The 13,416-nt window shown below is 68.6% G+C and carries 12 protein-coding genes and 1 pseudogene; 6 read left to right on the top strand and 7 right to left on the bottom strand.

All coding sequences use genetic code 11. From position 1 onward, the window contains the following. The first annotated feature begins 30 nt into the window (after positions 1-30). Positions 31-474 (top strand): B-4DMT family transporter, encoded by a 444-nt coding sequence (locus OHS03_RS17095; protein ID WP_328663930.1) that lies wholly within the window; start codon positions 31-33, stop codon positions 472-474. A gap of 80 nt (positions 475-554) precedes the next feature. Here OHS03_RS17095 and aroB read toward each other — a convergent pair whose 3' ends face one another. The 4 genes and pseudogenes from aroB to OHS03_RS17075 all read right to left on the bottom strand — a co-directional run bounded on the left by aroB (position 555) and on the right by OHS03_RS17075 (position 4,988). After that, positions 555-1,673, bottom strand: coding sequence for a 3-dehydroquinate synthase (gene aroB / locus OHS03_RS17090; RefSeq protein WP_056810633.1), 1,119 nt, complete (start codon positions 1,671-1,673; stop codon positions 555-557). Positions 1,674-2,515: 842 nt separating this feature from the next. Beyond that, positions 2,516-3,025: pseudogene (locus OHS03_RS17085) on the bottom strand (shikimate kinase); the annotation flags it as partial. 98 nt (positions 3,026-3,123) lie between these two features. Next, complete coding sequence (gene aroC / locus OHS03_RS17080) at positions 3,124-4,332, bottom strand: chorismate synthase (RefSeq protein ID WP_056815419.1); 1,209 nt, start codon at positions 4,330-4,332, stop codon at positions 3,124-3,126. A gap of 182 nt (positions 4,333-4,514) precedes the next feature. Continuing rightward, positions 4,515-4,988 (bottom strand): prepilin peptidase, encoded by a 474-nt coding sequence (locus OHS03_RS17075; protein WP_328663928.1) that lies wholly within the window; start codon positions 4,986-4,988, stop codon positions 4,515-4,517. A gap of 159 nt (positions 4,989-5,147) precedes the next feature. Here OHS03_RS17075 and OHS03_RS17070 point away from each other — a divergent pair, with 159 nt between their 5' ends. From OHS03_RS17070 to OHS03_RS17055, 4 genes are all read left to right on the top strand, one after another. Then, a complete protein-coding gene (locus OHS03_RS17070; RefSeq protein ID WP_328663926.1) occupies positions 5,148-6,269 on the top strand; it encodes a M24 family metallopeptidase in 1,122 nt (373 codons plus the stop codon). Positions 6,270-6,333: 64 nt separating this feature from the next. Further along, the gene (gene efp, locus OHS03_RS17065; RefSeq protein ID WP_056810621.1) at positions 6,334-6,897 is read left to right on the top strand and encodes an elongation factor P; all 564 of its coding nucleotides are present in this window, start codon (positions 6,334-6,336) and stop codon (positions 6,895-6,897) included. A 2-nt stretch (positions 6,898-6,899) separates the two neighbouring features. Next, positions 6,900-7,418, top strand: a complete 519-nt coding sequence (nusB, locus tag OHS03_RS17060) for a transcription antitermination factor NusB (RefSeq protein WP_056810618.1) — start codon at positions 6,900-6,902, stop codon at positions 7,416-7,418. A gap of 2 nt (positions 7,419-7,420) precedes the next feature. Continuing rightward, complete coding sequence (locus tag OHS03_RS17055) at positions 7,421-7,687, top strand: YciI family protein (protein ID WP_328663925.1); 267 nt, start codon at positions 7,421-7,423, stop codon at positions 7,685-7,687. Between the two features lie 80 nt (positions 7,688-7,767). Here OHS03_RS17055 and OHS03_RS17050 read toward each other — a convergent pair whose 3' ends face one another. Continuing rightward, the gene (locus OHS03_RS17050) at positions 7,768-8,427 is read right to left on the bottom strand and encodes a hypothetical protein (RefSeq protein WP_328663923.1); all 660 of its coding nucleotides are present in this window, start codon (positions 8,425-8,427) and stop codon (positions 7,768-7,770) included. A 181-nt stretch (positions 8,428-8,608) separates the two neighbouring features. Next, on the bottom strand, positions 8,609-10,858 hold the full coding sequence (locus OHS03_RS17045) for an NERD domain-containing protein (RefSeq protein WP_328663921.1): 2,250 nt from the start codon (positions 10,856-10,858) through the stop codon (positions 8,609-8,611). A gap of 652 nt (positions 10,859-11,510) precedes the next feature. On the opposite strand from OHS03_RS17045, the gene OHS03_RS17040 reads away from it, so the two are divergent. Then, positions 11,511-12,743: an alpha/beta fold hydrolase gene (locus OHS03_RS17040; RefSeq protein ID WP_328663919.1), complete on the top strand. Its 1,233-nt coding sequence runs from the start codon at positions 11,511-11,513 to the stop codon at positions 12,741-12,743. Between the two features lie 21 nt (positions 12,744-12,764). Here OHS03_RS17040 and OHS03_RS17035 read toward each other — a convergent pair whose 3' ends face one another. Continuing rightward, positions 12,765-13,388 (bottom strand): alpha-ketoglutarate-dependent dioxygenase AlkB, encoded by a 624-nt coding sequence (locus OHS03_RS17035; RefSeq protein WP_062983009.1) that lies wholly within the window; start codon positions 13,386-13,388, stop codon positions 12,765-12,767. Positions 13,389-13,416 lie beyond the last annotated feature (28 nt).

Here is a 13,416-nt window from a genome sequence, read left to right as displayed (position 1 = left end):
TTCTAGTTTTATCTCGCTAAGGTGTTGTCCATGACCGCTTGGGTGTTACGAGCCACCGTCCTCGGCGCGCTGGTCGTCGCTTTGCGCGTCCTCCTCGGCCTCGCCATGGCCTCTTGGCCCACCTACGGCATCTTCTGGCGCGCGCTCTGCCTGGTGGCGATCATCGCGGTGGTCGTCGTCTGGGGCTTGCGCGACGCCCGTGCGGGTGCCGACAGCCTCACCGTGCGCTGGTTGGCCGCTGGTTTCGGCGCGGGACTGGCCAGCTCGGCAGTGTGCTGGGTCCTCGATCAGGTGCCCGGAATCGAACTCGGCGACGCCGGCCTGCTCTACGAGCTGACCTCCGCGGCATCGTTCATCCTGCTGCTGATCTTCCTGCCCGCGATGGTGGGTGTCGCCGTCGGTCACATCCGGTCGCGACGTTCGAGCGAATCCGCTACCCCCGCAACAGAACCAGCGTTCGCTACCGCGAGCTGAATCGCTTTCTCCGGCAACGGAACCCGCGCCGAACCTGTACGCACTCCTACTGGGTGCGTACAGGTTCGGCGACTCGGATCTCAGAGCATGATCGGCGACGTGCCCGGGGTGGTGTCGCGCGCGATGGCCGAGTAAGCGGCGGCCAGTAGAGACGGGTCGGGGCCTTCGAGGCGGCCGGGCTTGGCCAGACCGTCCAGGACCACGAAACGCAGGACCCCGGAACGGGTCTTCTTGTCGGTTTGCATGGCGTCCATCAGGTGGGGGAGCGCGTCGCCGTCGTAGGTGACAGGCAGGCCGACGCTTTCCAGGATGGTGCGGTGCCGGTCGGCGGTGGCGTCGTCGAGACGCCCGGCCAGGCGGCCGAGTTCGGCGGCGAACACCAGGCCGACGGAGACCGCGGCGCCGTGACGCCAGCGGTAGCGCTCGCGGCGTTCCACGGCATGGCCGAGGGTGTGGCCGTAGTTCAGGATCTCGCGCAGGCTCGATTCCTTGAGGTCGGCGGCGACCACATCGGCCTTGACCTGGATGGCGCGGCGGATCAGTTCGGGCAGCACGTCGCCGGTGGGGTCGAGGGCGGCCTCGGGGTCGGCTTCGATGAGGTCGAGGATCACCGGATCGGCGATGAAACCGGCCTTGATGATCTCGGCCATGCCCGCCACGATCTCGTTGCGCGGCACCGTTTCCAGCGTCACGAGGTCGACCAGCACGGCGCTGGGTTCGTGGAAGCTGCCGACGAGGTTCTTGCCCGCCTCGGTGTTGATGCCGGTCTTGCCGCCGACCGCCGCGTCGACCATTGCCAGCAGCGTGGTCGGCACGTGCACGATGCGCACCCCGCGCATCCAGGTGGCGGCGACGAAGCCGGCCAGGTCGGTGGCGGCACCGCCACCGAGGCTCACGATGGCGTCGTTGCGGGTCAGCCCGATCCGGCCGAGCACCTCCCAGCAGAACCCGGCCACGGCCAGTTCCTTGCCGTCCTCGGCGTCGGGGATCTCGATGCGATGCGCGTCGATCCCGGTGTCGGCCAGTGCTTTACGCACCGCCTCGGCGGTCTCGGCCAGCGGCGGCTGATGGAAGATCGCCACGGTCCGCACGGCATTGCCCGCGTTGACCGCTGCGACGAGATCGCCGAGCAGCCCCCGGCCGATGATCACCGGGTACGGGTCGGCGGTGCGAACCTCAATGATGGACGGCTCTGTCACGTGCGCTGCTCCGATTCTTTCTGGTCATTGTTATTACGTCGCCCGCTACGCCGCCGCGGTTGCCCGCGTCGCCTGCGTTCGTTGGTACCGGTGCCGCGATCCGCTTCACCGGGTTGCCCGGCCCGCTGAACCTGCTGCGACGCCCCGGTCCGGGGTTCCTTCGTCGGGTCCGACGTCGCCGAGCCCGAGGGTTGCGCGGGCTCGCCACCACGGTGACCTACCCGCCCCGGGGCGCCGGCGTCGCGGCTGGCTGTGCGTCTGCCTCGGCCGACGCCGCGACTGCTCGTCTTCGCGCCTGCGACCGCAGTGCGTCCGCTCGCCCGACTGCCCGGGGCATTGCGGTTGCCCGCACGACCCCCGGCGGCCTCCCGGTTGCCCGGCTGGTTCTCAGCGTTGCTCGTACGGCGTTCCGAGTTCTCGGACGCCGCACCTGACGGGTTGTCCGTCTCGCGGGCGGCAGCGCTGGTCGCCGGCCGGATACGGGTGCCTCCTCGGCGCGACCTGGTACGCCGGGACCGTCGACTGCCCGCCGTGCGCGACTCGTTCTGGGCCGTACCAGCGGTGCGAGCCGCACCGGTGGTCTCGTCGACCGTGGCGCCATCGGCCGCCGATGGTGTCGGCGCCGGACGGTTCCGGTCGTCGGCGACGCCACGACGCTCGGTGGCCGTCACGCCCGACTGCTCGGCGCCGCCTCGGCGCGCGGCGGCCGCGCGTGCCCTGGCACGTCGCCGGTTCTTGGAGCGGTTGCTCCCGGCGCCGGGTCTGCTGGTGACCGAACCCGAAGCCGCGGTGACATTTCCGGTGGTCGAGCGCGCGGCGTCGAGATCGGCGCGTACCGATTCCAGGCCGAGCTTGGCCAGGATCATCCGCACCACCCGACCCGGGCTTCGCCCGTCGGTGCGCACGCGCACGGTGGCGATCTGGCGGTAGAGCGGACGACGCTCGCGCATCAGATCCCGGTATTTGGCGGCCGGGTCGACTCCGTTGAGCAGCGGGCGGGTGTTGCTGGCGCCGGTGCGCCGAACCCCTTCGGACACACTGATTTCCAGGTAGACCACCGTCGCGTCACGCAAAAGGTCCCTGGTCCGCTCGGACAGCACCGATCCGCCACCGAGGGAGACCACGCCGTCGTGGGAGAGCACGGCGCGGCGCACCACCTCTTCTTCGATCCGGCGGAACTCCACCTCACCGTCGGTGGCGAAGATCTCGGGAATGGTGCGCCCGGTATCGTCCTCGATCCCCGCGTCGGTGTCGTAGAGCGCCACCCCGAGTTCCCTGGCCAGCTTGCGCCCGATCGTCGACTTCCCCGAGCCGGGCAGCCCGACCAGCACCACCCGCGCCGATGGTGCGATCCGGTCATCGGCGTCGGTGTCAGGAGCACCGGGCTCGACGCTCGCCGGTGAGGGGCCCGCGTCGCTCTTCGGCGCGGTCCCCTCCTGACCCTGCTCGGTCACGGGATACGGCTGTCCGCGGGCACGTGTGGGCGGCTGCCGATCCGCTTGACGTAACTGTTGATGTTGTCGACGGTCTCGGTCAGCGAGTCGCCGCCGAACTTCTCCAGCGCGGCCTGCGCCAGCACCAGTGCCACCATCGATTCCGCGACGACGGCCGCCGCGGGCACCGCGCACACATCGGAGCGCTGATGGATGGCGACGGCTTCTTCACCGCTGGACATGTCGACCGTCGACAGCGCCCGCGGCACGGTCGAGATCGGCTTCATCGCGGCACGCACCCGCAGTGCTTCGCCGTTGGTCATGCCGCCTTCGAGCCCACCCGCACGGTTGGTCGAGCGCAGCACACCGTCGGGGCCGGGACGCATCTCGTCGTGGGCCAGGCTGCCGCGTCGGCGCGCGGTCTCGAACCCGTCGCCCACCTCGACACCCTTGATCGCCTGGATGCCCATGAGGGCGGCGGCCAGGCGCGAGTCGAGGCGCTGCTCGCCGCTGACGAACGAGCCGAGCCCGATGGGCAGCCCGTCCACGATCACCTCGACGACACCACCGAGGGTGTCGCCGTCTTTCTTGGCCGCTTCGATCTCGGCGATCATGGCCGCCTCGGCCTCGGCGTCGAACGCGCGCACGGGGCTGGCATCGATCGCGTCGAGGTCGGTCGGACCCGGCGTGACACCGGTGGTGTTGGCCGCGGCGCCGATCGACACCACATGCGAGATGACCTCGACACCGAAGGCCTGACGCAGGAAGTTGCGCGCGAGGGTGCCGGCGGCGACACGGGCCGCGGTCTCCCGGGCGCTGGCCCGTTCGAGCACCGGACGGGCGTCGTCGAAGCCGTACTTGAGCATTCCGGAGTAATCGGCGTGGCCGGGGCGAGGGCGGGTCAGCGGCGCGTTGCGCGCCATTCCCGCGAGCTCGGTCTCGTCGATCGGATCGGCCGACATCACCTCGGTCCACTTGGGCCACTCGGAGTTGGCGATCTCGATCGCGATCGGACCACCCATGGTGCGGCCGTGGCGAACGCCACCGACCAGGGTGACCTTGTCGGCCTCGAACTTCATCCGGGCGCCGCGCCCGTAACCGAGCCGGCGGCGGGCGAGCTGTGCGGAGACATCGTCCGATGTCACCTCGACTCCGGCGACCATCCCTTCCAGGAGGGCGACGAGAGCGGGACCATGGGATTCTCCGGCAGTTATCCAGCGCAACACGCCGACCATCTTCCCATGTCGACACGTGTGGGAGGGAATGCGGGCCGACGTGACGAGCGGCACGTCGGCGCCGCGGCGGGCCGCGCGGTGGCGGCCGCCGCCCTGATCCGGCCGAACCGGCCTGCTCCGGGCCGCCGACACAACGCCGTCAGCGGGATTGTCCCGGCGCGTCGCACCACCGGTCATGCCAACACCATCGCGGTCACCGTGGCCAGGCACATGGCCGGTCCGTGCGGAACCAATCGTCGAGAGGGCGCAGCACGCACCTCGCGTGAATCACGTCCCAGTACCACTCGCAGCCGATCGCCGCCGAGCATTACCACCGCGGCCGCGGCGGTGATCAGCGGTGCGGCCACGGCGGCCCACGCCCAGGCGGGTGGCCCGGCGATCGCCGCGGCGGCCCCGAGCGCCACCGCGAGCTTCACATCACCGGCCCCGAGGGCGGCAGGGGAGAGTAGGTGGGCAACCAGGTACGGCATCGTCAACAGCGCGGCACCGATCACCGCGGTCCCCAATTCCCCGGTCGACGCGGCGAACAGGAACACGGCGGCCGCGCCGACGCCGGTCAGCGCGTTGGGAAGACGGCGGGCATGAACATCGATGACGCCCAGCAGCAGACACCAGGCGATGAGGCAACAGAACGCGGCAGTGGTCATGGATCGATCGTGCGGCGCCGCGACCGCCGAAAGCGGGTCCTCCCTGAGAATGTGGACAACTTCGGCGCATGTGAACAAAGCCGTATCCAGTCGCCCGTCGACACGGAATACGGAGCATCACGTGCCGACAGGTCGCCCGTCGGGCGGTAGCGTTGACCCATGTGTGCTGACTACACGGCTCCCGATTACGCGGCCCGGCGCGGTGCCCTGCGGAGCCTGCTCGTGGAAAACGGTGTGGACGCGTTGCTGGTGACCGATCTGGTCAACATCCGCTACCTGACCGGCTTCACCGGATCCAATGCCGTTGTCCTGGTGCACTCGTGGGATATGCGCGGTGCCGAGGACCGCACCGTCATCGGCACCGACGGCCGCTACTCCGCCCAGGTCGCCGAACAGGTTCCCGACCTACAGGCCGAGATCTGCCGGGCCACCGCGCGCCGCATCCTCGAACTGTCGGGGGAATGGCAGTTGGGCCGGGTCGGCTTCGAAAGTCATGTGGTGACCGTCGATCAGCACTCCGCGTTCCAGGAACTGCGCACCGGATTGCAGCTCGTTCCCACCGCGGGTCTGGTCGAACAGTTGCGCATGGTCAAGGACCCCTACGAGGTGGACCAACTGAGCGCGGCGTGCGCGGCCGCCGACGCGGGCCTGGCCACCCTGCTCGAGCGCGGCCTGCTGCGTGCGGGCCGTACCGAACGACAGGTTGCCCGCGACCTCGAATGGGCGATGTTCGAGCACGGGGCCGAGGCGATCTCCTTCGAGACGATCGTCGCCGCCGGCGCCAATTCGGCGATCCCGCATCATCGCCCGACCGGCGCGGTCCTCGCCGCGGGCGACTTCGTGAAGTTCGATTTCGGCGCGGTGGTCAACGGCTACCACTCCGACATGACCCGCACCCTGATCCTCGGCACCCCCGCCGACTGGCAGCGCGACATCTACGAACTGGTCGCCCGGTCGCAGCGCGCGGGAACCGAGGCGCTCACCCCCGGAGCGCAGACCAGCGAGGTCGACGCCGCGGCCCGCACGATCATCGAAGAAGCGGGGTACGGCCCGCAGTTCGTGCACGGTCTCGGTCACGGGGTAGGGCTGCAGATCCATGAAGCACCCGGAGTGGCGAAAACGAGTACCGGTACACTTCTGGCTGGTGTGGCGGTGACCGTCGAACCTGGTGTATACCTTCCCGGCCGCGGCGGGGTCCGGATCGAGGACACGCTCGTGGTGCGCGAAGCGGGCCCGGAACTGCTCACCCGCACCAGCAAGGACTTGATCGTCGTCGAGTGACATCGGCGCGCAGAACGCAGTAACCCCCAGTACGCAGTATTACGAACGAGGAGATCCGAGGACAGTGGCGGACACCAGCGACTTCAAGAACGGCCTTGTGCTGAAGATCGACGGTCAGCTCCAGCAGATCATCGAATTCCAGCACGTGAAGCCGGGCAAAGGCCCCGCGTTCGTGCGGACCAAGCTGAAGAACGTCGTGTCCGGAAAGGTTGTCGACAAGACCTTCAACGCGGGTGTCAAGGTCGAGACCGCGACCGTCGACCGTCGCGACATGACCTACCTGTACCACGACGGCACCGACTACATCTTCATGGACGGTGACACCTACGACCAGATCTCCATCCCGGAGGCCACCATCGGTGACGGTGCCCGCTTCCTGCTGGAGAACATGGGCGTGCAGGTCGCCGTGCACGAGGAGGCGCCGCTGTTCGTGGAGCTTCCCGTCACCATCGAGCTGGTCGTGCAGCACACCGATATCGGTCTGCAGGGCGACCGCTCCACCGGCGGCACCAAGCCCGCCACCCTGGAAACCGGCGCCGAGGTGGCCGTCCCGCTGTTCATCAACACCGGTGACAAGCTGAAAATCGACTCGCGCGACGGCAGCTACCTCGGCCGCGTCAACGGCTGATCGTGACCGACTCCCCGGCAGACAAGAAGGGCTCGTTCAAGAAGCTCGGCGCGCGCCACAAGGCACGCCGCCGGGCCGTGGACCTGCTGTTCGAGGCGGAGGCGCGCGATGTCGACGTCTCCGTGCTGCTCTCGGATCGCGCTGACCTCGCGACCCGCGACCAGAGCGTGGCCCCCGTGCACGCCTACACCACCACCCTCGTCGAGGGCGTCGCCGACGACCTCGACCGGGTCGACGGCACCATCGAGGGCTACCTCCAGGACTGGACCCTGCAGCGGCTGCCCGCCGTCGACCGGGCCATCCTGCGGATCGCGGTGTGGGAACTGTTCCACGCCACCGACGTCCCCCCGGTCGTCGCGGTCGACGAGGCTGTCGAGCTGGCCAAGGAACTGTCCACCGACGACTCCCCGTCGTTCGTGAACGGCGTGCTCGGCCAGGTCGTGCAGGTGGCGCCCCAGGTTCGCGCCGCCGCCGCGGCCACGGCCGCCACGAAGGCCGCCCGCGGCGAGGCGGAGTCCTGACCGTGGCGCGCAAGTACCTCGTGATGGCCGAGCGCACCCCGAAGTTCGACGCCTCGGTGATCGAACCGCACCGCACCTTCCTGCAGGAGCTGCTCGCCGCGGGTCGACTCCAGGAAAGCGGCGGCTTCACCGACGGCACCGGCGGCGCCTACGTTGTCTTGGCCGAAAGCCATGCTGCCGCAACAGCACTGGTGCACTCCGATCCGCTGCACACCACCGGTGCCTCGGACCTGACGATCCACGAATGGGAAATCACCATTTCGGCGTGAACCGTTCCAGACAGCCGCACGTCCGACGTGGACGTGCGGCTGTTCTGCTGTTCGGGGGCGGCACCGGCCGATCCGCCGGGTCAGATCTTGTGCAGGCAGAACGAGACCGCGGGCGTGGTGTGCGTCACCGGCTTCGTCTCGCGAAACCGCTTCCGCGAGGCGTCGCAGACCTTGGCATCATCGGCATCGACGCGGGTGTCGACCTCGAATGCCCCTGCGCCACAGGGAACTTTGCGTAGCCGAACCAGGTAGAAATTGACGTTGCCCGGATCGTTGACACACTCACCGACTTTCGCATTGAGATGAGTGCACAGGTACTTCCTGGGGCTGCTGGTGTTCTTTCGGCGATCCCGGGAGAAGTCCAGGTCTCCCGTCGCGCATTTCTGCGTACTCCATGCGCTGGTGATGATCAACACCGCGTCGGGGTCGGTACATGCCCGCCGATGGAAGTCCCAGCCACGTCGCCCCGGATCTGTGTAGTACCCGCAATCGCCGGTTCGCTCCGTATCCGATCGCGGCGAGAGCAGACCCCAGGCCACCAAGCCGACCGCACTGATCGGCACGAGGGCGGCCAGTGCGAGCAGCAACCATTTTCGTCTGCCACCGAACAAGCGCGCAGTGCGCGCCTGCTGCTCCCGATAGCCCGGTCGCTTGCGACGACCGCGGGGCGGTCGCCACTGATCGCCCGGACCCGGCGCCTGCCAGGGCTGTTGTCCTTGCGCGATATTCGGCTGTTCCACCCCGCCAGCTTGCCACTGCCGCAATCGAACTCACGCATCACCGAGAACCCCGACGGCCTCCGCCGGTGGGTGTACGAGGAAAACCGGCGGAGGCGCGACCGACGCTGGGTAGGCGCGGTGTCGGGTGTGCGCTGGGCACGAAGTGATCTTGCTACCTCGAGTTCGCTCGAGGTCAAGGGGTTCAGCGGTCGGCGTGGACCAACGGGGCGAGGAAGCCGGTGAGCTGGGCCGCCGAGGGTTGGCCGAGGCGGCGGCCGAGGTAGTCGGGGGCGTCGGCGGCGGCTCGGCAGCGGTCCGGGTCAGTGTTGGACGGGTTGGCGGAATAGCGTTCGCCGAGCATGGTCGCCTTGGCCACCTCGCGTCCGGTGTGGAGTTCGTAGACGGCGATCTCGTAGGTGGCGCGGAAGAGGTTGACGGTGCGCCCTATCGGTGCGCCGGGGGAGGGACCGTACTGGCAGGTCTGGACGAGATCGCGCAGTTCCAGCTGCTTCATGCAGGCGATGAGCTGCACGGTCGACGGGTCGTCCGGGTTCCACGCGGTCGGATCGTCCGGGTGGACCATGGCCGTGAGTTCACCGGACAGGTAGATCGGCCGTGCGCCGTCGCGCTGATAGGGCGCGGCATCAGGAAACGGCTTCTTGTCCGCGCCGCACATCCGGTCGTAGTCCGACATCTCGAATCGACTCGCCTGTACCGCCGTGATCGCGAAGAACCCGGCCCCGAACAGGGCGATGAACAGCAGCAACGCGACACCGGGCCCGACCCGCAGTCCTCGCCTCGGCCGACTCCGCTCCCGAACGGGGCGATTGTGCCACCGGTCGATCAGCGACGAACCGTTACCCCGACGCCATGACTGCCACCTGTCCGACAGCGTCGGTCGCCGCGTCGTCCGGTCGTGTTCGACCCAATCCGACCAGTGCTCCGAATTCTGCCGGGGTGCTTCCGGTTCCGAGGAACGGTACGCGGGCGCGACGGCGTGGGTGTCGCGCGACGGCGAGGGAGTGCTCCACGATCCGGTCGAGCCGGCCGAACCGACCGCGGCGGCGGTGCCAAGGGCGGCAGCCGTACCGACCGCCGCACCCACGCCGACCGTCGGACCGGGGGTGCTCGTAGCGGCATCCTCCCTGTCGTCCGATGTGGGTTCGTGGCGGTACGCCGAACTTTCGCTCGCAGCACGGTCGCCGTCACCAGCCAACGGATCGTCGATCGTGGATGACTCGGTTCCAGCGGTCGACTTGGTCAGCGAGACAACGTTTTCGGACGCTCTGTCCGATGCTTCGGCCACTTCGTCAGGGGCAGGCGAGTCCGTGTTCTTCGTGTCGTCGTCGAAAGATGCGGTGGGTGCGACGCTTTCGCTGTGCGAAGCCGTGTCCGCTTCGGCTGACTCGCGTTCGGGAGCGTCGTCCGGAGACGGGTCTTTCTCGGACGAGGAGGCTTCGTTCGTCACCTGATCAGCGGGTTCGGGCCCGGATGGCGGTCGTCCGATCGCGGTGGCCGGTACCGCCCCGCTGTCCGAATCATCAACGTGTGCAACGCTTTCCTCGCTCGAAGAAGGTGATTCCGCCACCTCCTCGGACTGTAGCGGTGTCGCGGACTCCTCGGGGCGAGATGACGTAGGGGCTCGATGGGCGAGCCGGTCGATCGCAGCGAGGAAGGCGGGTGTCGCCGCCTGGGTGACCCGTGCCGAACTGGTCGACGCCGCAGCCGGATTCGATGTGGTGTCGGACTCTGCTGTCCCTGAAGAGGAGCCGAGCTCCACGGCAGTCGGGCCGGCGGGTCGGGACGTGGTCGCCGGGTCGAGAACGGCCGGAAAACCCTGTGCCACCAGCTCATCGGGCGACGGCAACAGGTGGCCCAGGTTCAACGCGGCGAACACCCGGGTGACGTCATCGACGCTGAGCCGGACGGTGCGCCCGCTCTCCGCCTGGAAATGGTCGTGCAGCGCCCCGACGTCATCACGATCGATCAGCACCGCACGGTACCCGTCGGCGATTCGAGTTTCCTCGATGGTGATCTCGGTGCCGGGCTGGGACACCAGCGCGATCACCGCGTTCACCCAGCCGAAGATTCCGGACTGCTGCAGCAAGCTCTTGGCGGCGAACACCTGTCGGCGCACCTGGACGAACGGATTCGGTACCCGGACGGCGTGATAGAGCGCGGCGGGCTCGCCGTCGATGGTCCACGGCCCGTTCGGTGGGGTGGCGAGAGTGCCTTCCTGACGGGCGGTGAAACCCTTCACCTCCACGATGGTCACGCTCTGCGGCGTGCACACCAAGGCGTCGACCTCGACCGACCCGCCCCGGCTCTCCGGCACATGGCAGCGGAACACGGCGACGCCGCCCGCCCGAAACGCCTGGTCACGGAGGGCCGCGCCGACGATCTGTTCCGCGCCTTCGAGTTCGCTCTCGTCCGCGACAACGACGATCACCACGACCCCCTGTGCACCTGACTGCGGACTTCTACCAGGATACGGCCTCCACTAGCCGTATCGAAACCGAATCCTGTTGCTGAGCAACGCCTTCGGCAATGTCGATTACCGATCTCGCCACGGCGCCCCCGTGTTTCGACCTACCGCCGATGCCTCGCCGACCGGCCGAACCCGTTCTCGTGGCGGCTCGGGGACCCGACCTGCCGCCAGGACAAGCCCCGCCGATGCACTCGACGCCCGCACGTGCGGCAGAAGTGAACTCCCCATGCCCGGAATCCTACGACCAGCCACCGACAATCCGCCATGTCAACGTATCCCTCAGTCACGCACAACCCGCCAACCCGGGCATAGTCCCTGGCCCCGTCACGGCGACGAACCGCTGTCACATGATCGACCCCCGCGGGCGTCGCTGCTCGACGCCGGTGCGAGGCGTCGCGGTGTCGGTAGCGGCGGAGTGAACGCCGATTCGGCTGTACCCGACGAACTCATGGCGGGTTCGGTCGATCCGATGCTCGCGGTGAGGAGTCTGAGACCTGTGGTCGGTCATGGGACACCGCGGATTGACCCGTTCGTCGGGTCTCGCCGATGATGGTTGCGGGCGAATGCGGGGACGTCCGATTCAGCGCTCAGCACCGGAATTCAATGAGGAGCGTCTATGGACACCGATGTCAGCGTCGCACTGAGCGATGTCACGGTGCGGGCCACTGTCACCGGCGCGGGACCGACGGTGCTGTTGCTCCACGCGGGTGGTGAGGATCGCCGTGTGTGGGCGCCGATCTCGGCACGGCTTGCCGCAGCTGGGTTGCGGACGGTGGCCTACGACCTGCGTGGTCACGGCGAGAGCACCGGGCAGGCGACAACTCTTCGGGCGTTGCGCGACGACGTGATCGCGATGGTGCGGCGCGAGCCGACGCCGATCGTCGTGGTGGGAGCCTCGATCGGCGGGCTGGCCGCCATCGCCGCCCTCGCCGAACCGACTGTCGCGCAACGTGTCGTCGGCCTGGTTCTCGTGGATGTCGTGGCATGGCCCGATCCGGATCGGGTCCGCGCATGGCTCGGTGATCTCGGGCTGGGCGATCGCCGGGCCGAGCTCGTCGAAGACACTCTGACGTGGGGCCCGCGACTGCAGGCGACGGCCGCGGCGTCGGACCTGCCCATCCTGCTCGTGCATGCCGAACGCTCACCGCTCAGCGCCGCCGATGTGGACCGGTTCCGCGCTGTGAACCCTCGGGTCACCGTCACCGAGTTGTCAGATGTCGGCCACCTCGTGGCGCGGGAAGCCCCAGAGGAGCTGGCCCGTATTCTGTTGGCCTGCGTTCCCAGCTGGCTGGCCGCCGACCCGATCGTGCGCGGCGCGTTCGAATTCCAACGCGCTCTCGGGACCGAACACATCGAACATCCCGGCGGGACGTTGCACGCGCATCTGCATCGGGTGCACGCCCTCACGGTCGAATGCAACGCCGCGCCACGCGCCCAGCTGGCTGCGATCTGTCACGCGTCATATGGCACCGACGGTTTCGCGCATGCCCTGCTTCCCATTGAGGATCGCGGGCGTCTGCGCGCCGTCATCGGGGCCGATGCGGAGGCGCTGGTGTACCTCTACGGCGCCTGCGATCGTGAGCGGACATACCGAGACCTCGGGCAGCGACCGTTGACCGTGATCGACCGGTTCACCGGTGAGTCGAGGGCGATCGAGGGGACTGACCTACGCGATTTCGCGGAGCTGACGATTGTCAACGAGCTCGATGTGGCACGCCATGCGAGCCTGTCGGCATCCACTCGCGAAGGCATCCGGGACCTCGTCCGCGCGCTGGCGGGCTACGCCCCCACCGTGGCGGCGCGAGCCCTCGCCGACCCCCGAGGCGGTGGCCTGCCGACCACCGCGTAGCGGCTGTCGGGGGTTCGGTGTTCACCGGACGCCGCGCGGGCGGAACTGGATGCTGATGCGGGGTCCGACGGGGCGCGCGGTCTTGGGAACCGCGTGCTCCCAGGCGCGCTGACACGCACCACCCATCACCAACAGGTCCCCGTGTCCCGCCGTGAACCGCACGCTCGCACCACCACCGCGCGGCCGCAGCAGCAGCGAGCGCGGCGCCCCGACCGACACGATCGCGACCATCGTGTCGTGGGTGGCGCCGCGGCCGATCGTGTCCCCGTGCCAGGCGACGCTGTCGCGGCCGTCGCGATAGAAGCACAGCCCGGCCGTCAGGAACGGTTCACCGAGCTCGGCCGCGTAGTGCGCGGAGAGCGCCGCCCGCGCATCGACCAGAATGTGATCGGGCAGCGGATCGTTCTCCCCGAAGAACGACACCAGCCGCGGCACGTCGACCACCCGGTCGTACATCGGCCTGCGTTCGGCATGCCATGGCACCCGCTCGGCCAGCCGATCGAACAGCTGACTCGCGCCGCTGAGCCAGCCGGGTATCACATCGACCCAGCTCGTGGCATCGAGCTGGGTGCGCCGGATCGCCTCGATCGAACCCAGGGCAATCGCATCACCGTCGAACAGTGAACCTTGCAGGGGCAGCGACATGAGCGACAGTCTACAACGTATTCGAATG

This window comes from Nocardia salmonicida (assembly GCF_036142455.1).
GTDB lineage: Bacteria > Actinomycetota > Actinomycetes > Mycobacteriales > Mycobacteriaceae > Nocardia > Nocardia salmonicida.
The sequence above is the reverse complement of the archived record's forward strand: the minus strand, read 5'-3'. Positions and strand labels throughout refer to the sequence as shown.